The sequence below is a fragment of the Paraburkholderia agricolaris genome (assembly GCF_009455635.1).
GTDB lineage: Bacteria > Pseudomonadota > Gammaproteobacteria > Burkholderiales > Burkholderiaceae > Paraburkholderia > Paraburkholderia agricolaris.
On record NZ_QPER01000002.1, the window covers coordinates 2,428,819 to 2,450,227 of the forward strand.

13 protein-coding genes are annotated in these 21,409 nt (G+C 63.8%); 10 read left to right on the forward strand and 3 right to left on the reverse strand.

Annotated features, from left to right (window positions below):
* Positions 1-14 precede the first annotated feature (14 nt).
* From GH665_RS32185 to hpaI, 3 genes are read left to right on the forward strand one after another with little or no spacing between them, the layout of a single operon-like run.
* Entirely contained in the window at positions 15-422 is a 408-nt protein-coding gene (locus tag GH665_RS32185) for a 5-carboxymethyl-2-hydroxymuconate Delta-isomerase (RefSeq protein ID WP_153141161.1), read from the forward strand.
* Positions 423-470: 48 nt separating this feature from the next.
* Positions 471-1,274, forward strand: a complete 804-nt coding sequence (gene hpaH / locus GH665_RS32190) for a 2-oxo-hept-4-ene-1,7-dioate hydratase (protein WP_144194588.1) — start codon at positions 471-473, stop codon at positions 1,272-1,274.
* A 9-nt stretch (positions 1,275-1,283) separates the two neighbouring features.
* Positions 1,284-2,087, forward strand: coding sequence for a 4-hydroxy-2-oxoheptanedioate aldolase (gene hpaI / locus GH665_RS32195; protein WP_153141162.1), 804 nt, complete (start codon positions 1,284-1,286; stop codon positions 2,085-2,087).
* A 317-nt stretch (positions 2,088-2,404) separates the two neighbouring features.
* Here the strand turns inward: hpaI and GH665_RS32200 are convergent, their stop codons facing one another.
* From GH665_RS32200 to GH665_RS32210, 3 genes are all read right to left on the reverse strand, one after another.
* Positions 2,405-3,349: an IS110 family RNA-guided transposase gene (locus GH665_RS32200; RefSeq protein WP_174771768.1), complete on the reverse strand. Its 945-nt coding sequence runs from the start codon at positions 3,347-3,349 to the stop codon at positions 2,405-2,407.
* 697 nt (positions 3,350-4,046) lie between these two features.
* Positions 4,047-6,380, reverse strand: coding sequence for a bifunctional diguanylate cyclase/phosphodiesterase (locus tag GH665_RS32205; protein WP_153141164.1), 2,334 nt, complete (start codon positions 6,378-6,380; stop codon positions 4,047-4,049).
* Between the two features lie 111 nt (positions 6,381-6,491).
* A complete protein-coding gene (locus GH665_RS32210; RefSeq protein WP_153141165.1) occupies positions 6,492-7,637 on the reverse strand; it encodes a GGDEF domain-containing protein in 1,146 nt (381 codons plus the stop codon).
* A gap of 386 nt (positions 7,638-8,023) precedes the next feature.
* Between GH665_RS32210 and bcsD the strand changes: the two genes are divergently transcribed.
* The 7 genes from bcsD to GH665_RS32245 all read left to right on the forward strand — a co-directional run bounded on the left by bcsD (position 8,024) and on the right by GH665_RS32245 (position 21,305).
* A complete protein-coding gene (bcsD, locus tag GH665_RS32215; RefSeq protein WP_153141166.1) occupies positions 8,024-8,479 on the forward strand; it encodes a cellulose biosynthesis protein BcsD in 456 nt (151 codons plus the stop codon).
* Positions 8,480-8,710: 231 nt separating this feature from the next.
* Positions 8,711-9,745, forward strand: coding sequence for a cellulose biosynthesis protein BcsP (gene bcsP / locus GH665_RS32220; protein ID WP_153141167.1), 1,035 nt, complete (start codon positions 8,711-8,713; stop codon positions 9,743-9,745).
* Positions 9,742-10,530, forward strand: coding sequence for a cellulose biosynthesis protein BcsQ (bcsQ, locus tag GH665_RS32225; protein ID WP_153141168.1), 789 nt, complete (start codon positions 9,742-9,744; stop codon positions 10,528-10,530). Before bcsP ends, bcsQ begins: the two co-directional genes overlap by 4 nt.
* On the forward strand, positions 10,527-12,731 hold the full coding sequence (gene bcsA, locus GH665_RS32230) for a UDP-forming cellulose synthase catalytic subunit (RefSeq protein ID WP_153141169.1): 2,205 nt from the start codon (positions 10,527-10,529) through the stop codon (positions 12,729-12,731). The genes bcsQ and bcsA overlap by 4 nt, the downstream gene beginning before the upstream one ends.
* A 3-nt stretch (positions 12,732-12,734) precedes the next feature.
* Positions 12,735-15,311 carry a cellulose biosynthesis cyclic di-GMP-binding regulatory protein BcsB gene (gene bcsB, locus GH665_RS32235; protein WP_153141170.1) on the forward strand — a complete coding sequence of 859 codons (2,577 nt, stop codon included), beginning with the start codon at positions 12,735-12,737 and terminating at the stop codon, positions 15,309-15,311.
* Between the two features lie 19 nt (positions 15,312-15,330).
* Complete coding sequence (bcsZ, locus tag GH665_RS32240) at positions 15,331-16,542, forward strand: cellulose synthase complex periplasmic endoglucanase BcsZ (protein WP_153141171.1); 1,212 nt, start codon at positions 15,331-15,333, stop codon at positions 16,540-16,542.
* Positions 16,533-21,305, forward strand: coding sequence for a cellulose synthase subunit BcsC-related outer membrane protein (locus tag GH665_RS32245; protein WP_153141172.1), 4,773 nt, complete (start codon positions 16,533-16,535; stop codon positions 21,303-21,305). Before bcsZ ends, GH665_RS32245 begins: the two co-directional genes overlap by 10 nt.
* Positions 21,306-21,409 lie beyond the last annotated feature (104 nt).

Genomic DNA, 21,409 nt, shown 5'->3' on the forward strand with positions numbered 1-21,409 from the left:
GAAAGGAGCTTGCCGTGCCGCATTTGACACTCGAATACAGCGCCAATCTTGCTGATGAAGACAGCATCGGGCGGCTTTGCAGATCGCTTGCGCAATGCCTCGATGCGCAGCGTGAAAACGAACAACGCGTTTATCCGCTCGGCGGCATCCGCGTGCGCGCTTTGCGCTGCGAGCAATACAGCATTGCCGACGGCCGGGCGGACGCCGCCTTCCTGCACGCGGACCTGAAGATCGGCGCAGGCCGCTCGGACGACGCTAAAAAAGCGACTGGCGATGCGTTGTTTCAGGTAATCAAACAGCACTTCGCCACGGAGTTTGAAAAACACGGCCTCGCGTTGTCGTTGGAGATCAATGAATTCAGCGAATCCGGCACGTGGAAGCACAACAATTTGCACGCGCGGCTTAAGGCTACTCAAGGCTGACACGCCGACCCGATTCCGGGCCCGGCAGCCGCATATAGAGAATCCATCATGCTAGACGAACAGACTATCCGCGAGCTTGCGTTGCAACTCGATAACGCCGAGAAGACCCGCACCCAACTGCGCCACTTCTCCGCCCAGTATCCCGGGATGACCGTCCAGGACGGTTATGCGATTCAACGCGAGTGGGTGAAACTCAAACTCGCTGCGGGGCACGTGATCAAGGGCCGCAAGATCGGCCTGACCTCACGCGCGATGCAGCGTTCGTCACAGATCGACGAACCCGATTACGCGCCGCTGCTCGACAGCATGTTCATTGAAGCCGGCCAGGACATCCGCGCCGACCGCTTCATTGCCCCACGCGTGGAAGTCGAACTGGCCTTCGTGCTGAGCAAACCCTTGAAGGGCCCAGGCGTTACGCTATTCGACGTGCTGGACGCCACCGCCTACGTGACACCTGCGGTGGAAATTATCGACGCGCGCATCGAACAGTTCGACCGCGAGACGAAGGCGCCGCGCAAGGTCTACGACACCATTTCCGATTTCGCGGCGAATGCCGGCATCGTCCTGGGCGGCCGACCGGTGCGCCCGCTGGACGTCGACCTTCGCTGGGTTGGTGCCTTGCTCTACAAGAACGGCGCGGTGGAAGAAAGCGGACTTGCTGCGGCCGTGCTGAATCACCCTGCCACGGGCGTCGCATGGCTCGCGAACAAGATCGCGCCTTACGATGAAGTGCTGAATGCGAACGACGTGATTCTGAGCGGCTCGTTCACAAGCCCGATCCCCGCGCGAGCGGGCGACACGTTCCATGTCGACTATGGTCCGCTGGGCGGTATTGGTTTGAATTTCATTTGAGTGGGCGATATGTCACTACCGCAAAACACATTCAAGCGTGCGCTGGCTGAGGGCAAGCCGCAATTCGGTTTATGGGCGGCCCTGGCCGACGCGTACGTCACCGAGTTGCTGGCCACTGCCGGCTTCGACTGGTTGTTGATCGACAACGAGCATGCACCGAACGACGTCCGCAGCACGCTGGCGCAATTGCAGGCGGTGGCTGCCTATGCATCGCATCCGGTGGTGCGGCCGGTACGAAGCGACAGTGCATTGATCAAGCAGTTGCTCGATATTGGCGCGCAGACGTTGTTGCTGCCGATGATCGATACGGCTGAGCAAGCCGCGGATGCTGTTGCGGCGACGCGCTATCCGCCACAGGGTATTCGTGGCGTGGGGAGCGCGTTGGCGCGGGCCTCGCGGTGGAACCGGATCTCAGACTATCTGAACACCGCGGCGGATGAGTTGTGTGTGCTGGTGCAGGTGGAGACCGTGCAGGGGCTGGAGAATCTTTCGGCGATTGCGGCGGTGGACGGTGTTGACGGTGTGTTTTTCGGTCCGGCGGACTTGAGTGCTTCGATGGGGTTGCTGGGTAAGCCTGGGGATGCACGCGTACGCGAGGCGATTTGCAGCGGTATCGGGAAGGTTCGGGATGCAGGTAAAGCGGCGGGTGTGCTGGCGCCTGATGCGGGGATTGCCGCTGAGTATCTCGCGGCGGGCGCGAGTTTTGTTGCGGTGGGGACGGATACGGGTTTGTTAAGTCGGGCGGCGGCTGATCTGGCCGCTTCGTATAAGAAAACTGCTGGGATGGGGGTGGGTGTTAAAGGAGGGTATTAGGCTGCTTCGCAGCGAGGAAGGGTTTTGCCTGCTCGGCGGTTTCTTTGATCTGGTTTTTTGGCGTTGCCCTCTTGGGCTTTTGGTCTTTTGGCCTTTCCTTGCTTTGTTAGTGGTCTATTAGCGTTCCCCCTGTGCGGGGGGCACCTACTTTTCTTTGCTTGCCGCAAAGAAAAGCAACCGTATTGGAAGTCAAGCGACGGCTAGCTGGCGGATGACCGATGCCCGGCACGGTAGTCAGCGATGCACAGGCGAGCGCAGACAGCACGATGGATGATCGCGCCCGGACTGCCCGCCATCAGGGCAACGCGTGACGAAGCTCAGTTAATCGGCGAACTCCAGGGCGTGGCGTTACGGACCATCGCATTGAGCGTGACGACGAGCTTGCGGATACAGGCCGTGATAGCAACCTTGAACGGTTTGCCGGCCTTGCGCAGCCGGTCATAGAAAGCCCGGATGGTCGGGTTAAAACGCAGCGCCGGCACGCAGGCCATATAGAGCGCTCGCCGCACGACGGCGCGCCCACCCTGAATGCGGCGTTTGCCGATGTGCCTGCCGCTGTCGCTATTGAAGGGAGCGACGCCGGTGAGCGCAGCGATCTCCCGGCGGTTCAGCGAGCCAAGTTGCGGCATAAAGGCGATCAGCGTCGCGGCGGCGCCGGGACCGATGCCTGGCACGGAGCGCAGCAGGTCTTCCTTCTGACGCCACGCGGGCGAGGAGCGCAGGAATGAATCGATGTCGTTGTCAGCGAGCTTGATCTGCTGCTTGAGCCATTTGATGTGCTCGTTCAGACTGTCCCGTGCAGCGGCATGGGCGCGCTCAAGCCGTGCTTTCTCGGCCACGAGCATATCGATGAGCTGGGCACGGCGCAGCAGCAGGGCCTGCAACTGCTCGGTCTGCACATCGGTGAGCGGGCGCACGACGGGCTTGAGGACCGCGGCGAAATGGGCGATGGCGAAGGCGTCGATGCGGTCGGTTTTGGCACGCGAGCCGGTTGCGCGGGCGAAGTCGCGTACCTGCCGGGGATTGACCGCGACGGCGGGCAAGCCGGCCTCGCAGAGGGCCCTGAGCACAGCGAGTTCAAGCTTGCCGGTGGCCTCCATGACGATCAGTGTGGGGCTCAACGCGATCAGACGTTGCACCAGCTGTTCGATAGCGACCGGCTCATTGTCGACACGGAAATGTTCGGTGGTGTCGTGAATGGCAATATCGAGCGCGGTGCCGCTGACGTCGATGCCGATATAAACGGAAGAAGATTGATTCATCACGGTACCCATACTTGCAGGAAAATACGAGCTCAAGGCTCAGTCAACTGTTCGGGTTAGAAGGATGAAAAAGGATAGTCGCTCAAGCTTTTCTGCGGGCTCGAAACCCGGTAGGCAGACGAACTGACTGTCCCTGTGACGACAACTGATCGGGTCGGCGTCACAGAAGGGAATATACAAGTAGGCAAAAGAAAGCGGCTCACACCGCTAATTCTTAAGCGGGTTCCCCGCGCAGCCACGGTAGTGGTGCATCTGGAATCTGTCGCCTCGCACATTCGGCGTCAGTGACAAAGCAGTCATACCTCCGGCGGCCTGCGCCGCCGAAACCCGGTTTCGAAAACCATCGGTTATGCAAAGCGTCTGCCAGGTTTCCCAGGCAGACCCAGCCGCGACGCACGCAGTGCGGAGTGGGAGCTGATGAATGCTTTGTCACTAGCGCGGAGTGCGCGAGAAGACAGATTCCAGATGCACCACTACCCCCTCCAAGCCAGGGGACCCGCTTATGAGCTAGCGGTTTGAGCCGCTTTCTTTTGCCTACTTTTCTTTGCGGCAGGCAAAGAAAAGTAGGTGCCCCCCCGCACAGGGGGAACGCTAATAGACCACTAACAATGCAAGGAAAGGCCAAAAGGCCAAAAGCCCAAAAGACCAAGATGGCAACGCCCAAAAATCCAGATCAACGAAAGCGCCCCGCGCAACTTCAATCCCCCGCCGGCCAAGGCAACCCCACCACTGACCAATCCAGCTCCACCCCAACAACACACCGTCCCCCAGCAAACTGCACAGCCAAAGTAACCGCAACACAAGGCCGCCCGCTGGCCAAAGAAAGATAAGGATTACTAGCCACGGCCACGCCTGGCAGCAAAACCGCATTACGAAAATACGGCCGATGATCCCATCTGGCATCCTGCGGATTCGCCACAGGATGCAGCGAAGCGCCATCGCTACTCCATGCCGGCCCCCGCACCTCATTCCCGATCTGCCGTCCGGAATCGTCGAGAATAAACCCGCTGATACAGCGCTCGAACGTCGCCAGCGAAGCAAACGCCTCCTCCATCGGAACACCCAGCAGCAAAGCATCGGCAGCCAGCTTCAACGCACCCCGGTAAGGTTCGACCTCCGACTCGAACAACGCATACTGATGCGCACGCCCCTGGGCAATCACATCGAACGCGTCATCGATCTGCCTATGCACCGACTCCGGCGGCGCAAGCTCCGCCGCCGGCCGCCCAAGCAGATACCCCTGCGCGAAATCCACATTCGACTCGACCGCCAGGATCAACTCCTCCGTGGTCTCCACACCCTCCACGACAACCAGCATCCCCGCCTGATGCAACAGCGAAACCAGCTTCGGCAAAATCGGCTGCTCGGTGCCGTGGCTGGTCGCGCGAATCAACTCACCGTCAAGCTTCACAATATCCGGCCGGATCCGCAACAGCCGGTCAAGGTTCGATTGACCCGCGCCGAAATCGTCGACGGCAATCAGGAAGCCGTGCTCACGATATAAAGCCGCCGCGCGCGACATGTCGTCGACGCTCCCGCCATGCGATTCGAGAATCTCCAGAATCACCCGCTCCGGCTCGAACCCCACCGCTCGCACAATCAGGGCGAGCTGATCGGCATAGCCTTCGGCAATAAACGTGGCCGGCAAAATATTGAGGAACAGCCACGCGTCGCCGGGCAGCAACTTGCGCGCATTGGCCAGATGCACGGCATGACTCGCGCGATCGAGTTCGCCTTCGTCGCTGGACGGCTTCGGCGCGAACAGAACAATGGGCGGCACCAGCGTGCCGTCATCCTGCTCGCCGCGCAGCAAAGCTTCGAACCCCACCTGCTTCTGATGCGACAAACTGTAGAGCGGCTGGAAGTGCGAGGTCAGGTAGTAGTCGTCCCAGCGATGCCGCAACGTGGCCGCGCCACCCTCCCCGTGTGCGGCACCGGAAAGCATTTGCAGCGCCTCGAACGGTAGCGCGCGTTCAGCGCACACGCGGTTTCTGCCCGAATGCTTGGCGCGCAGCAAAGCTTCGTCGGCGCGGTCGAGCAGCACCATGATGCTTTCGCCGCCCCGGTGCTCGGCCACACCGAAGCTCGCGGTCAGAAAGCCGTCCGGCCGCTCGATGGCGGCAATCGCGCCGCGCAGGCGCTCGGCCAGCGCCAGGGCACCGGCCAGCCCGTCGCGCAGCAGCACGGCAAACTCCTCGCCGCCGATCCGGCTCACGCTGTCGTCCGCGGAGGTCTCCTCCATCAGCACCTGGGCAACCTGATACAGCGCGTGGTCGCCGATCGCGTGGCCGAAGCGGTCGTTCAGCGATTTGAAATTGTCGATGTCGAGAAAAATCGCGCTGATCCGTGCATCCGCGGTCCGGGTTTCAAGGCGGCGCTCGGCCTGCTTGACGAACGCGCGGCGGTTTTGCAGCCCGGTCAGCGGATCGGTGGCAGCAAGCTGCGCCAGTTGGCTCTCGAGCAGAAAGTGATTGCGCCGGAATCGATAAAAGCCGAAGTGAAACACAATGGAAGTGGGGGCGCCGATCGCTACGATCCACATCCACACGACAACGTCGACGTCATGCGTGCGCGGCCCGCCAAACAGCAACGCAAACGCCGTCCCATAGAAAACCGCGCTGCCGATGAAAAAATGCAGCGGCGTAAGCCATAGCGGCGCCGCGCAGATCGGGATCACCACCATGGCCGGCAGGATCCACAGCAACGGATGCTCGACACCCGAGACGTTCAGCGCAAGACCGGCCACCAGCACCAGCGAGTACGCGACGCCGATTGCGCCGAACATCCACGTCGAGCCCGCACGTGGAATCGCCATCACCAGCAGTGCCAGCACCAGCGCGCAGGCAAGCCGGTAGGGAAGCGGCGTCGCCGGCCCGGCAACCATGTTGCGCGCCCCCACGAGACACAGGAACGCGATCACGGTAAACGCCATCGTCACGGTCGAAAGTGGACGCTGGTGCTCCAGGGACCGCCGATGAAAACGATCGCGCAAACCGGAATCGGACAGTTGCTTCGTTGAAGTGGAAAGCATATTGATAGTTATCAGGCTGGCTCCGGTCACTTGGCCCATGTATAACGGCAACCGTCTGACAAATATTTATGCCCTGTCCGCAAATAGAATTGTGTCCCGCCCCGTAAGCGGCTATGCGGCCATCACCCGGTTGCGTCCCGAGGCCTTGGCGGCATACAACGCGCCGTCGGCACGCGCCATCAGCTGGGCAAGCGATTCGCCGGGCCGGTGCTGATCCACGCCGACGCTGAAGGTATATTTCAGTCCACGCGGCAACTCCCCCGGCGCGGCCGACGCTAGCCGCGCCCGCAGACGATCCATTAAACGCACTGCCTCGGCGCTGGTGGTTGCCGGGCACAGCACGCCAAACTCTTCCCCGCCCAGCCGCCCGAACACATCACCGCCCCGCAGATTGGCGCTGACGAACGCGGCGAAATGGCTCAACACCTGGTCGCCGGCAGCGTGGCCATAGTGGTCGTTGACCGCTTTAAACGAATCGATGTCGATAATGGCCATCGCCACCGGCGAGCCGGTGCGCGGCGTCGCCCCCGGCAGCGCCTCGCCGATCGCCAGAAAGGCGCGCCGCGATAGCGCGCCAGTCAGATCGTCGACATTGGCAAGCCGCTCGAGCCGCTCGGCGAGACGATCGTGCGCCAGCATCACAACCCCAATCGAAAGGCACGGCGGCGCGAGGATACCGATGGCGAGAAATACCACATTGCCTGGCGTCACCTGCAGCAAGCTGGTCTGCAGCAGCATGCCGAAGCTGTACATGACACCACGCGAGAGATGCCCCGCGCATAAGAGTACCGACGCTACCGCGAGGAAGTAGTAGCAATAGCGTGGCCGGTTCGACGGACGGTAGCGCAGCATCATGACGGCGAGCATCGCGTAGAGGCCCGCGTGATACGCCGATACCACGGTCACGCGGGCGCTGAAATCGGGCGAGACAAAGGTCCAGTAAGTTATGCCGATCAACACGGCAAGCACGCCGGCGTAGCACGCCCATGGCCGCGTGCGGCGGCCCAGAAAGCGATAGCAGCCTTCCACCACCAGCAGCAGCGAGATAGCCAGCAGTTCGTTGGCCGCCACGATAGTCAGCCAGTGCGGGCCGTGTCCTTGCAACGCAAAAGCAAGGAGCGCCGCGATCGCGACCGCATTGGCCGAGATCCAGTAGCCGACGCCAGGTATCGCCGCGCGCCATAGTGAGCCGAGCACGGCCATCGCCATGGCGCTCGACAAAACCGTGACAACCAGAATAGTGAGTGGATTGAACATTATTGTCTTGAGTCAGACGGCATCGTCACGGCACGCCGCGTTCCTGCTGTCTGCACGACTTCCCCGTTGCATGCGCGATAGCGCCGCGCAAATTCGTAAGCTTACCGGCCCGGATGAAAGTTGAGGCCGCAAAAATGACGTAAGTATTACGGGGTGGCGAGAAACTTGGGGCAATCGTTTGCGTGTATAACGCAGACGAATGTAAAGTGGCTAAAAGTTAATGTCTTAAGTAGACTCCTGCGAAGTGTGGCGGACAGACTAGACAGTTCGGTAAAAGTAACCTGGGACGCGTGCAACGCGCGGCCTTCCGTAACACGTTCATTTGCATTCAACCGTCGGCGCCCGTTTTCATACACGGCTGAAGCAACGGCCATTTCCCGGAAAATATGGTCCCAATTCTCGATTACCTGCTGGAACGTCAGATCTCGCCGCAATGGCGCGGCATGCTGAGCGCCTTGGCAACGGAGTTCGAAGCGCAGATCGGCCGCGACGAACTGCGCCAACTGATGTACCGCGTCGGCTCCCGGTTTGCCGCGGCGCATCAATTACCCGCTTGCGGGTCCACGGCGGAACTCGCTCATGCGTTGAATCTGCTCTGGCAGGACATGGATTGGGGCTACGTCGAACTGTCCGACGAAGCTGAATCTTTGCGCATCGTGCATTACTGTGCGCCGCTGCAGGCGTTCGGCAATCCGGCGCTCGCATGGACCCCCGCATTTCTCGAAGGCGTTTATCAGACCTGGTTGAGCGCATTGGGCGCGCAAGGTTTGTCGGTCGTGCAAACGAGCGAGTTCGGCGCGGACACCGCGATCGAGTTTCGGCTGGGGCGGCATCCGGCTTGAGGGTCCCGCTGGGCCAAGCGTGGGTTTGAACCATCAGGCATGAGCCGGCGGACACCGGCTTGCGGCCGGCAGAGAGTCCCAGGCAACAGGCAGTAGAGGAACGCGCCAGACCGGTGCGCGTGAAGTGGCGGCGCCAGCATTGCTGGCGCGGCGAGCAGGTGGGTGGTTTGGCTTAAGGCAGGTCATGCAGGTCAAGCAAGTCAGGCAGTTCATTAAAAACACGGCGGCACTATGAGTTCATCGAGCGACATCGAGAAACTGTTCGATCATTTTGGGGGCGACGCCAACGCATACCAGGAAATCGGCCGTGAGAACGAGGCGCGTTCGGCGCGCACGCGTTGGCCGTTGCTGGTGACGCTGGATCTGACGCAGCCCACGATCCCGGCGATCCGGCAACGCCGCGAGGCGGATAGCGAGACGTTGGCACAAGAAGCGGCCCGGAAGGCGGCCGAGGAAGCGGCAGCGGCAGCGGCTGCCGATCGTCAGGACGACGTGCCCAAAGACGCCGCCTCGGTCACGCGGGCGAAGGCGCCGCTGTTTACACGATCACACCGGCGGGACATCCCGCCTGTCGTCGTTGCCGCCAAATCTGCCGCGCCGAGCGGCGCATCGCGTTTCGGCGCGCTCGAAACGAACGACGGCACCACGGCGTCACCCGCCGCGGAAACAGCACCGGCCGCACCAACAGCACCAACAGTGCCGACAGCACCGGTCGCACCGGCCGTGACACGGACCGACGCGGCGACGCCCTTGGCGAGGCAGGCCGCGCCAGCCGTCGCCCCACCACCGCTATCGATACCGCCGGTTGCCACGGCACCGGCTCGCGCAGCCGTGCCGCCTGCCAGTATTGCGCCGTTAGGCCAGTTCCGCACACCGGCGCTGCCTGTCACGCAAGCTATGGCGAGCATGCCACTCAACCCGACGGCGCCCCGTGCCCCCGCACCCGCCTGGGCGCAAGCACCCGCAGCATGGGCGCAGGCGCCCGCTCAAGCGCACACTCCGGCCCCCGCTCACGCCTACCCAACCGCGCCGGCGGCGCCCACGCCACCCGCGTCGATCCTCGGCAAACTGTTCGCCACTCAAGCCGCACCCGCGCCGCAGCAACCCACAGCCGGCAATCCGGGCGAATCCGCGCCGCTGCAATCGGTCTTCGACCGTCTGCGCGGCACCGCCGCTCAAACAGCGCCGGCGCCGGCCGGCACATCGCGCGCGGCTACGCCCGGCGCCTCCAACTCGTGGCTGGTCAACGGCCCTCGTCGCTCATGAAAGTCATTGCGGTCGTGTCCGCCAAAGGCGGGGTCGGTAAAACCACCCTCGCCGCCAATCTCGCCTCCGTGCTGGCCGCCGGCGGCCGGCGCGTGATCGCGCTCGACCTCGATCCGCAGAACGCGCTGCGCCTGCATTTCGGCGTGCCGCTCGACAGCATCGACGGTTTGTCGCGCGCCACGTTGACAGGCGATCCATGGCAAACGGTGATGTTCGACGGCGTAGATGGCGTGACGGTGCTGCCCTACGGCGCGCTGATCGAAGACGACCGCCGCCGCTTCGAAGCCTATATCGACCAGGAGCCGGGCTGGCTCGCGCAGTCGCTGCAAGCGCTGCGGCTCGACCCGTCCGACATCGTCATCATCGATACGCCGCCGGGTTCGTCCGCGTACGTGCGTAATGCGTTGTGCGCGGCCACCTTCGCGCTGAACGTGGTGCTCGCCGACGCGGCTTCGTATGCGGCCATTCCGTTAATGGAACGGCTGATCGACACCTACGCGGCACCGCGCCCCGAGTTCGGCGGCGTGGGCTACGTGATCAACCAGATCGACCAGTCGCGCCAGTTGACCAAAGACGTCCTCAAGGTCCTGCGCCAGATGCTCGGCGACAGGCTCTTTCCGGGCGTGATCCATCTGGACGAAGGCGTGAGCGAAGCGCTCGCGTGCGACACCACGCTGATTCACTACGATCCACTCAGCCAGGCGGCCGCGGATTTTCGTTCGTGCGGCAACTGGCTCATGACGGCGGTCGATGCGATCGCCGTCTCGCCGGGGAACGTCGCATGAGCACGCCTTCTTCGCAGGGCCTCGAGGGCGCCGAGCCGTCGCGGCTCGAACGCTTCGCCGACGCCCGGTTCTGGAACAGCCGGATCGTGACCGGTCTGGTCACACTGTTCGCGCTGGTGATGCTGTACTTCGTGTTCACGGTGCCGCTCGCGTTTTACGAGCAACTGACTTTCGCGACCTGCTGCTTCCTCACCGCGCTGTGGTTCCGCCGTATGCCCGGCCGTTACGCGACGATGGTGATGATCATGCTCTCGGTGGTCACCTCGGGCCGCTATATGTACTGGCGGCTCACGTCGACAACCTACTGGGAACATCCGCTCGACGCCGCGTGGGGTCTGTTGCTGGTCTCGGCCGAGGTCTATTCGACCATCGTGCTGCTGCTCGGCTATTTTCAGACTGCGTGGCCGCTCAAGCGCACGCCGATGCCGCTGCCCGCTTCACGCGACCAGTGGCCGAGCGTCGACGTGTTCATCCCGACTTACAACGAGCCGCTCTCGGTGGTGAAACCGACCATCTACGCCGCGCTCGCGCTCGACTATCCGGCCGAGAAAATCTCGATCCATGTGCTCGACGACGGCCGCCGTCCCGAGTTCAAGGCGTTCTGCGAGGAAGTCGGCGTCAACTGGACCATCCGCACGCACAACCGCCACGCGAAGGCCGGCAACATCAATGAAGCGTTGAAGATCACCCAGGGCGAATACCTCGCGATCTTCGACTGCGATCACATTCCGACCCGCTCGTTCCTGCAGATCGGCCTCGGCTGGTTCCTGCGCGACAAGCTGCTGTCGATGCTGCAAACGCCGCACCACTTCTTCTCCGCCGATCCGTTCGAACGCAATCTCGGCACCTTCCGCAAGGTGCCGAACGAAGGCGAACTGTTTTACGGCCTCGTGCAGGACGGCAACGATCTGTGGAACGCCACCTTCTTCTGCGGCTCGTGCGCGCTGCTGCGCCGGAGCATGGTCGAAGAGATCGGCGGCATCGCCGTGGAAACGGTCACCGAAGACGCGCACACCGCGTTGAAGCTGCACCGCCTCGGCTACACCACCGCCTATCTGGCGATTCCGCAGGCAGCAGGCCTCGCCACCGAAAGCCTCTCCGGCCACATCGGCCAGCGGATTCGCTGGGCGCGCGGCATGACGCAGATTTTCCGGATCGACAATCCGCTGACCGGCAAGGGTCTGAAAATCGGCCAGCGGCTCTGTTATCTGAACGCGATGATGCACTTCTTCTACGGCATCCCGCGCCTGGTGTTCCTCACCGCGCCGCTGTCGTATCTGTTCTTCGGCGCGCATGTGATCGAAGCCGCCGCCAGCACGATCGCGATCTACGCGCTGCCGCACATGATGCACGCGAGCATCACCAACTCGCGGATGCAGCGCTCGTTCCGCCATTCGTTCTGGGCCGAAGTGTACGAATCGGTGCTGGCCTCCTACATCACCGCGCCCACGCTGCTCGCACTGATCAACCCGAAGCTCGGCAAGTTCAACGTGACAGCCAAGGGCGGCCAGATCGAGAAGAACTACTTCGACTGGGCGATCTCGCGGCCGTATCTGTTCCTGCTGTTGCTGAACCTGATCGGCTTCGTGGTCGGCATCGTGCATATCTATCTGAACTGGCACATCCGCAGCGTGGTGAACACGACCATCCTGAACCTCGGCTGGACCACCTACAACATGCTGATTCTCGGCGCGAGCGTGGCCGCGGCGAGCGAGCGCCGGCAGATTCGCGCGGTGCACCGCGTGGCGATGCAAATGCCCGTGATGCTGAAATTCTCGACCGGCCGCACGCTGGCCTGCGAAACCATCGACTACTCGGAAGGCGGGGTCGGCGTGGCGCTGCCCGGCAAAATCGAGGTGCCGATCCACGAGCGCGTGACCGTGTCGCTGTTTCGCGGCGACGAGGAATACACCTTCCCCGCCACGGTCGGCTTCACCGAGCCGGGCCGCGTGGGCCTGCGCTTCGCGACGCTGACGCGCGAGCAGGAGTACGAGTTCGTGAAGACCACCTTCGCGCGCGCCGACGCGTGGACCGGCTGGGCCGAAGGGCGTCAGCAGGACACGCCGCTGCGCGGTCTGTCGCATGTGCTGTCGGTCGGCGCGCGCGGCATCGTGGGTCTTTTCGAGCATCTTTATGCCGACCTTCGAAGCTCGATGAAAAGCCGTCCGGTGGACGTCAAGAAGCTAAAAACCAAAGACTGATCTATGGGCAACAGGATGGCGAAGTCAAACGTCGAACGCTCGCATCACGAGCGCGGTGGGATGAAAGCGCAGGCGCGTCTGGCGGGGCGCCCTCGCTCGCAAGGGTTGATGCGCGGACTTGCCTGCTGGCTCGCGTTGCAGACCGCGTTGACGGCGCCGCTGGCATCGGCCGCCGAAGTGATCGCGGCGGCAATGAGCGGCGCGAGCGCGGCGCAAGCCGGCCAGGTGGTCGCGGCCCAGGCTCAGCAAGGGCAAGGCGCGCCGGCTGCGCGCGTCGCCACCGGAGTGGGCAGCGTGCCCGCGCCGAGCCCGGCCGTGCCTTACGATCCGACCGCGATCACACAAGCACAGTTGGCCACACCCACGCCGGCGCTCGCCGCTTCGTCGGCAAAAGCCTTAGGTCTCAGAACGCCCACCACCGCCGAACCGGGCACCCTGGTGCCGGGCGGCCGCCGTCAAACGCTCACCTTCGCCGACCTCGGCGCGCGCGATCCGCTGCAACTGCGCGGCACCGACGGCCAGAACGGCGTCGCGTTCTCCGTGCGCGGCGACGAAGTGGTGACCGGCGCGATCCTGCATCTGGTCTACAGCTACTCGCCCGCGCTGCTCGCGAATATTTCCCAGCTGAAAGTGCTGGTGAACGGCGAAGTCGCCGCGACACTGCCGGTGCCACGCGAACAGGCCGGCATGCTGGTGGCGCGCGACGTCTCGGTCGATCCGCGCTTCATCACCGAATTCAATCACCTGAACGTGCAGTTGATCGGTCACTACACGACGAGTTGCGAAGACCCGGCGAATTCGTCGCTATGGGCCACCGTCAGCAATGCCAGTTCGCTCGACCTGACCTATGCGTCGCTCGCCAGCAAGCCGGATCTCGCGGCATTGCCGCAGCCGTTCTTCGACCGCCGCGATGTGCGCCGCCTCGAGCTGCCGTTCGTGTTCCCGCAAAAACCCGGCGCCGGCACACTCGAAGCGGGCGGCATCGTCGCGTCGTGGTTTGGCGCGCTGGCCGGCTATCGCGGCGCGGTATTTCCGGCGCAACTGGATAACGCGCCGCTGTCGGGTAACGCGGTAGTTTTCGCCACTGACGACCAACGCCCGGCCGGCGTGACGATTCCGGCAATCTCCGGCCCGACGATCGCCGTGGTGGATCGCGAAGCGCCGGCGCGCGGCAAGCTGCTGCTCGTGCTCGGCCGCACCGAGGCCGAACTGAAAACCGCGGCCAGAGCTCTCGGCATCGGCCAGAACACGCTGACCGGCCAGAGCGCGACGATCACGAGCCTGAACGAACTCGCGCCGCGGGCGCCGTACGACGCGCCGAACTGGCTGCCCACCAACCGCCCCGTGCGTTTCGGCGAGCTTGCCGACCCGCGCGATCTGAGCGTGTCCGGCTACGACGCCGACGCCGTGCGCGTGAACCTGCGCGTGCCGCCCGATCTGTTCATGTGGCACACCAAGGGCGCGCCGATCGATCTGCGCTACCGCTACACGGTGCGTCCGCTGCGCGACCGGTCGTCGCTGAACATCAGCGTCAATGACGGCTTCGTGCAGTCGCTGCCGATTCCGGCCGAGTCGGCCTCGGTGTTCGAACTGAGCCATTATTTCGCGCGCGTCCTGCCGGACAAAACCGCCGAAGCGCGCCGCACGGTCCATATTCCGCCGCTGCTGCTGACGCCGCGCGCGCAGGTGCGCCTGCATTTCTACTACGACATTCCAAACACCGGCGAGTGTCACGGCCGTCTGCTGGAAAACGTAGTCGGCTCAATCGATCCGAACTCGACCATCGACCTGTCGTCGTTCCCGCATTACATGGCGCTGCCCGATCTGGCAGCATTCGCCAACAGCGGCTTCCCGTTCACCCGCATGGCCGACCTCTCCGAGACCGCGGTGGTCCTGCCGAACGACGCCGATTCGAGCGACTACAGCCTGTACCTGCTGACCATGGGCCGCATGGGCGCATCGACGGGATATCCGGTGAACGGCGTCACCGTCGGCACGGCCGATGACGTCGACAAGTACGCGAACAAGGACCTGCTGATTTTCGGCGCGCCGGGCAAGCAGCCGCTGCTGCAGCGCTGGGCCAAATCGATGCCGTTTTCAAGCGACGGCGATTCGCGCACCTTCTCGCTGTCGGACGTGGTCTTCAAGCTCGAGGACTGGTGGCATGGCGAGCGCGGTGTCGAACGCTCGCCGGCGCGCGCCGACCTCACGCTCGTGAGTTCGAACGGCGACGCGCTCCTGACCGGTTTCGAATCGCCGCTGCAGAAGAACCGCAGCGCCGTCGCGCTGGTGAGCGCGGCCGGCCAGTCGGACGCCGATCTGTCCGCCGCCCTGCTCGACGCCGACGTGCTGCCGGAAATTCAAGGCGCGATGGCCGTGATCCACGGCCGTACCGTCACCATCACGTCGAACGGCGAAGCGTACTATGTCGGCCGTTTGTCGCCGCAGGAGTATCTGCGCTGGGCGCTGTCGTCGCATCCGCTGCTGCTGGTGCTGAGCGGCGTGCTTGCCGCGCTGATCATCGCGGGCCTGTTCTACCGGACCCTGCGTTCGATCGCCGCGCGCCGCCTGAAAGACTGAGAGGACCGATAGGACTGATATGCGGGTTCGAATCAACAAGACCTATATGACGCTCGCGTTGGGCCTGGGCCTCGCGCTTGCGGCGGCCACGAGTTTTGCCGGCCTCACCAGGGTGGCCCAGACCACGCCGACGCAAGGCCAGCCTGGTCAGCCCGGCCAGTGCAATAACGACTGGCCGGCGTACCGCATCTTCGTCGAACACTTCGTGCAGGCCGATGGCCGCGTGATCGATTATTCGTCGCCGCAACTGAAAACCACTTCGGAAGGCCAGTCGTACGGCATGTTCTTCGCGCTGGTCGCGAACGACCGCGCGAGCTTCGACCGATTGCTCGGCTGGACCCGCGCCAATCTCGCGGGCAATCAGTTCGACGCGCAAAACGTGCGGCTGCCGTCGTGGCTCTGGGGCAGGAAACCGGACGGCTCGTTCGGCGTGCTCGATCAGAATTCCGCGTCCGACTCCGACCTGTGGATCGCCTACGATCTGCTGCAAGCCGGCCGCCTGTGGCATGACGCAAGTTACACGCAACTCGGTCAGGCGCTCGCCGCGCAGATTGCGCGCGAGGAAATGACCACGCTGCCGGGCCTCGGCCCGATGCTGCTGCCCGGACCGCAAGGCTTCAAAAATGGCGGTGTCACACGCCTGAACCCGAGCTATCTGCCTTTGCCGGTGCTGCGCGCGCTGGCGAAGGAAATGCCGGGCGGTCCGTGGGCCAGGCTCGCCGACAACGCCTACAAGCTGATCAAGACCACCTCGCCGCTAGGCTTCACGCCCGACTGGGCCGCGTGGCAGAACGGCCAGTTCGTGGTCGATCCGAAAGAAGGCGACACGGGCAGCTATGACGCGATCCGCGTCTACCTGTGGGCCGGTCTCACGTCGTCCGCCGATCCTCTCGCCAAATCCTGGCTTGCGGCGGTGGGCGGCATGCGCGCGAAGGTGGCGCAAACCGGTATCCCACCCGAGAAGGTTTCGTCGACCACCGGCACGGCGAGCGGCGAAGGACCGTTAAGCTACTGGGGCGCGCTCGCGCCGTACTTCAAGGCACTCGGCGACGAGCGCGGCCTCGGCCTTGCGCGCACCCATCTCGCCGTGCTCGACACCAATGTGCCGGGTCGCGAGCCTGTCTATTACGATCGTGTGCTCGGCTTGTTCGGCGCCGGATTTATCGACGGCCGCTATCGCTTCGACGAAGCCGGCCGTCTCGTGCCCAGTTGGAGAAATGCATGCGATTGAGCGCCCTCGCGTTGTCATTGCGGTTCGCGCTGAGCCTCACGGTGGTGTGCGGTGTGGCGACGGCCTCGCCTGATGCGTTGGCGCAGGCGTCGAAAGACCCGCTGAGCGTGCTGATCGATCAGGGCAAGTACTGGCAATCGCATCACCGCGGCGACCTCGCCGAACAGGCGTGGCAGAAAGTGCTGCGCATCGATCCGAAGCAACCCGACGCGCTCTACGGCATGGGCATGGTGCTCGCCGACCGCAAGGACGGCGCGGGAGCGCAGCAATATCTGGCGCGTCTGAAAGCGGTCGCGCCGAACTATCCGAATCTGGACGAACTGGGCCGGCGGCTCGGCGAATCGAGCTTGCGTGATCAGACCGTCAACGACGCGCGGCGGCTCGCGCAAAGCGGTCAAAGCGCGAGTGCGGTGGAGGAATATCAGCGCGCGTTGAACGGCAAGCCGGCTACGCCCGAACTACAGCTCGAGTATTACCAGGCGCTGTCGGCCACCCCGCAGGGCTGGGACCAGGCCCGCCGCGGCCTCGAACAACTCACGCGCGATAACCCCGACGACCCGCGCTACGCCCTCGCCTACGCACAGCATCTGACCTATCGCGACACCACGCGCCGCGACGGTATCGCGCGGCTGCAGAAGCTGGCCGGCGACAGCACGGTTGGCGCGTCGGCGAAAAAGAGCTGGCGGCAAGCCTTGTTGTGGCTCGACGCACGGCCCTCCGACGCCGCGACGTACGAAGCCTATCTGCAAGGCTCACCCGACGACGCCGCGGTCAAGGCCCGCTTCGATTCGATGGTCCAGCAGGACAAGGCGGCTCGCGACCGTGCGCAGGAAAATGCCGCCGTCGATGCTCGTGGCCGCACCATCGCCGACGGTTTCGCCGCGCTCGACCGTGGCGAGCTCGACACGGCGCGGTCGAAGTTTTCATCAGTACTGGCAAATAGTCCGAACGACACCGATGCGCTCGGCGGCATGGGTATCGCCGCGTTGAAGCAGGAACGCTTTGCCGAAGCCCGCAACTATCTGGAGCGGGCGTCGCGCAGCGGCAATCCGGCGCGCTGGAAAACCGCGCTCGATAGTGCAACCTACTGGACCTACACCAGCGACGCGATCGGCGCGCGCAGCAATGGCGAGTTCGCGAAGGCAAAGTCGCTGTTCGAACGCGCGATCGCGCTGAATCCGTCCGACGTCACCGCGCAGGTGCTGCTCGGCGAGATGCTGCTATCGAATGGCGACCCGGCCGGCGCCGAGCAGGCCTACAGAATGGCATTGCGCCGCCAGGCCGACAATCCCGATGCGATTCGCGGCCTCGTCGGCGCGCTCGCTGCACAAGGCCGTGGCGACGAAGCACTGCAATTCGCCAATCAGTTGAACAGCGAACAACAATCGAAGGCCGGCGGCATCAACCGTCTGCGTGGCGAAGCGCAGGCTGCCCAGGCGCGCGCGGCCGAAGCGCGCGGCGATCTCGGCAGCGCGCGCAGCCTGTTCGAAGACGCGTTGCTGAACAATCCCGACGATCCCTGGCTGCGCCTCGACCTCGCGCGCATTTACGTGCGCCAGGGCGCGGTGGCGAATGCCCGCAGCATGATGGACGGGCTGCTCGCCGCGCATCCCGACATGACCGACGCGCTCTACGCGAGTGCGTTGCTGTCGGCGGAAACCCAGGACTGGGCAGCCGGTCTCGCGCAACTCGAACGGATTCCGGTCACGCAGCGCACTGACGCGATGACGACCTTGCAGCACCGCTTGTGGGTGCATCAGCAGGCCGACCTCGCGACGCGGATGGCGCGCAACGGCCAGTCGCAACAGGCGCTGGCGACCTTGCAAGCGGCCGAGCCGGTGGCCGGCAACAGCCCGGAACTGATCGGCGTGATCGCCGCCGCGTATCAGCAGGCCGGCGATCCGAATCGCGCGTTGGGCCTCGTACGCAGCGCGATGAACGCGGCACCTGGCAATACCGATTTACTGCTGCAATACGCGGGCATTCTGTCTGCCACGCAGCAGGAAGCCGAACTCGGCATGGTGATGCGGCGGCTCGCGTCGATGCAATTGACACCGCAGCAGCGCACCGATTTCGGCAATCTGAATCTGGGGATCGTCATCAAGCAATGCGACGCGGTGCGTCAGCGCGGCGATCTGGCCAGCGCCTATGACGTGATCGCGCCGTGGCTGGCGGCGATGCCTGACAATCCCGATCTGCAAGCCGCCCTCGGCCGCCTCTATTCGAGCGCCGGCGACGACCGCAATGCGCTCGCCAGTTACCGCGTCGCGCTGCAACGCAAGCCGGACGACCTGAACCTGCTGCAGGCGGGCATCTCCGCGGCGACCGGGGCGAAACAGTTCAGCTATGCCGAATCGCTCGCGCGGCAAGCGCTCGCGGCGGCCCCTGGTGACCCGGGCGTGCTGGCGACGGTCGGGCGCATGTATCGCGCCGAAGGCAAGCTGTCACTCGCGTCGACGTATCTGCAGCGCTCGCTGGTCGCGGCCAATACGCCGCTGATGGCCAACGCGCCACGCGCCAATGCACCGAGCAACGTGCCGCGCGGCTGGGAAGTCGCGATGCGCCGGATCGGCGCGACGCCGCTGCCGGGCACCAATCCCTTCGAAGGTAAAACCGCCACGATCTCGCCGAGCGACGCCGACAACGCCGCGTTTGCCGGCGGCGGCTCCAATGCCGCGCGTGCCTCGCTTCCGTACTCGCAGTCTTCCTTGCCGTCACAGACCGTGCCGAACTATCCGCCACCCACGCAGCCCGCGCCCTACGTCGCGCCTTACACGGCACCCGCGCCGCAGCCGTATTTGCCCAATGCCGCGCCGGCCGCCGTGCCTTATAACGCGCCGCTGCCCGGCGTCAACACAGGGGGCTACGGCCAGGGGAGCAACGGATCGAGCCAGTCAGGCGCGCCGTTGCAACCGTATCCGGGCCAGGGCCAGCCGCAGATGCAGCAGGTCCCGCAGCAGCAGTACAACCCGGGGTATCCGCAGCAGGCTGGTTATCCGCAGCAAGGCGGCTACCCGCAACAAGGTGGTTATCCGCAGCAGGCTCAGTACCCGCAGCAGGTACCGGACGGTTATACGGCCACGCCATGGCCGATGTCGCCCGCCGCGCGTGAAGCGCAGGCCAACGCCGGTTCGATGCAGCCGCCGCGTTATGCGAATTCGTCCGCGAGCACGAAACGCTCGGCCAGCAAGAAACAAAGCGCGTCAAAGAGCAATCGCAACACGCAGGCCTATGCGCAGGCGCCGTATGGGCAGCAAGCTTATCCGCAGCAGCAACAGCCCTATTACGGCCAGCAGCCTTATCCGCAGCAGCAGGGTTACGCGCAACAGCCCTATCAACCGGTTCCGCCGCAGCAGGCTTACGCTCAGCAACCCTATCAGCCGTATCCGGGTCAGGGTTCGGGTTATTACGCGCAACAGCAGCAACCGTACATTCCGCAGCCGCCGACCGGTTATGCGCAGCCGTATTACCCGCAGCAACCTGGTGCGAACGGCAATGGCGGCGGCTACCCGCAACCGAACGTTGCCAATACGCAGACGCTTGGTGTAGCGGAGGAACTGGCTCAGGTCAATCGCGAGCAATCGAGCACGGTGTCGGGCGGGATTGTGTTCCGCAACCGTTCGGGCGAGGACGGGCTGTCGACGCTGACCGATATCGAAGCGCCCATTCAGGGGCGCATCAAGGCGGGCAACGGCCACATTGTGGTGACCGCCACGCCGGTTACGCTGGATGCCGGCACTGCTTCGGGCAATCTCTCGACGCTTGCGCGATTCGGCGCGGGACTATCCAATAGCACATCCGCGATCGCGGCAGTCACCGGCAACAACACTTATGGCAGCCAGACCGCCAACGGTGTGGGTTTGTCGCTCGGCTACGAAGCGCGCAGCTTTAGCGGCGATATCGGCGTGACGCCGCTCGGCTTCCCTGAGAAAACCGTCGTGGGCGGCCTGCAATACAACGGCGGCATCACCGACAAGGTGTCTTATTCGCTGGCTATCGCCCGCCGCGCGGTGACGGACAGCCTGCTTTCGTATGCGGGCGCGCGCGATTCCGGCTCCGGCCTCGAGTGGGGCGGCGTCACTTCCAACGGCGGCCTCGGCAGCCTTGCATGGGACGACGGCACCAGTGGCCTGTACGTGAATGCCGCGTATCAGTACTACCAGGGTTACAACGTTGCGAGCAACAACGCGGTCAAGGGCGGCGGCGGAGTCTATACGCGCGTCTTCAAGGATGCGGATCAGACGCTGACTGTCGGCGTGAACACGACACTGATGCGGTATAACAAGAACCTGTCGTACTTCACCTACGGTCAGGGTGGGTACTTCAGTCCGCAGCAGTATGTGATTCTGAATCTGCCGGTGGAATGGACTGGGCGCAATGGGCAGTTCACTTATGACGTGAAGGGGTCGATCGGCGTGCAGCATTATCGTCAGGACGCGTCGAACTACTTCCCGCTCAATGACGGGTCCAACCGCCAGGCTACTGCGGCGGCGATAGCCAATCTTATTGGCACGGGTGTGGATGGTGGTGCGGTTTATCCTGGGCAGAGTAAGACTGGGCTTTCTTATTCGCTTAGTGCGGTGGGGGAATATCAACTGGCACCGCAGTTGGCGTTTGGGGCGACTGCGTCGCTCGGCAATGCTTATGAGTATCGGGAGTGGCTTGCGGCGGTTTATGTGCGGTATAGTTTTAGCAGGCAGACGGGGTTGCAGCCATTTCCGCCTACGCCGCTTAGTTCGCCGTATTTGTCGTTGTCGAATTAGGGGCCTGCTCGGCGGTTTTGGTTTTTGGTTTTTTGCGTGTTGGGCTTTCCTTGCTGTGTTGGTGGTCTGTTCTGGTGTTGGTCTTTTGGCCTTTCCTTGTTTTG

Coding starts and splice junctions, on each gene's coding strand:
- hpaH (WP_144194588.1), top strand. CDS start 471: ATGCTAGACGAACAGACTATCCGCGAGCTTGCGTTGCAACTCGATAAC.
- hpaI (WP_153141162.1), top strand. CDS start 1,284: ATGTCACTACCGCAAAACACATTCAAGCGTGCGCTGGCTGAGGGCAAG.
- GH665_RS32200 (WP_174771768.1), bottom strand. CDS start 3,349: ATGAATCAATCTTCTTCCGTTTATATCGGCATCGACGTCAGCGGCACC.
- GH665_RS32205 (WP_153141164.1), bottom strand. CDS start 6,380: ATGCTTTCCACTTCAACGAAGCAACTGTCCGATTCCGGTTTGCGCGAT.
- GH665_RS32210 (WP_153141165.1), bottom strand. CDS start 7,637: ATGTTCAATCCACTCACTATTCTGGTTGTCACGGTTTTGTCGAGCGCC.
- bcsD (WP_153141166.1), top strand. CDS start 8,024: ATGGTCCCAATTCTCGATTACCTGCTGGAACGTCAGATCTCGCCGCAA.
- bcsP (WP_153141167.1), top strand. CDS start 8,711: ATGAGTTCATCGAGCGACATCGAGAAACTGTTCGATCATTTTGGGGGC.
- bcsQ (WP_153141168.1), top strand. CDS start 9,742: ATGAAAGTCATTGCGGTCGTGTCCGCCAAAGGCGGGGTCGGTAAAACC.
- bcsA (WP_153141169.1), top strand. CDS start 10,527: ATGAGCACGCCTTCTTCGCAGGGCCTCGAGGGCGCCGAGCCGTCGCGG.
- bcsB (WP_153141170.1), top strand. CDS start 12,735: ATGGGCAACAGGATGGCGAAGTCAAACGTCGAACGCTCGCATCACGAG.
- bcsZ (WP_153141171.1), top strand. CDS start 15,331: ATGCGGGTTCGAATCAACAAGACCTATATGACGCTCGCGTTGGGCCTG.
- GH665_RS32245 (WP_153141172.1), top strand. CDS start 16,533: ATGCGATTGAGCGCCCTCGCGTTGTCATTGCGGTTCGCGCTGAGCCTC.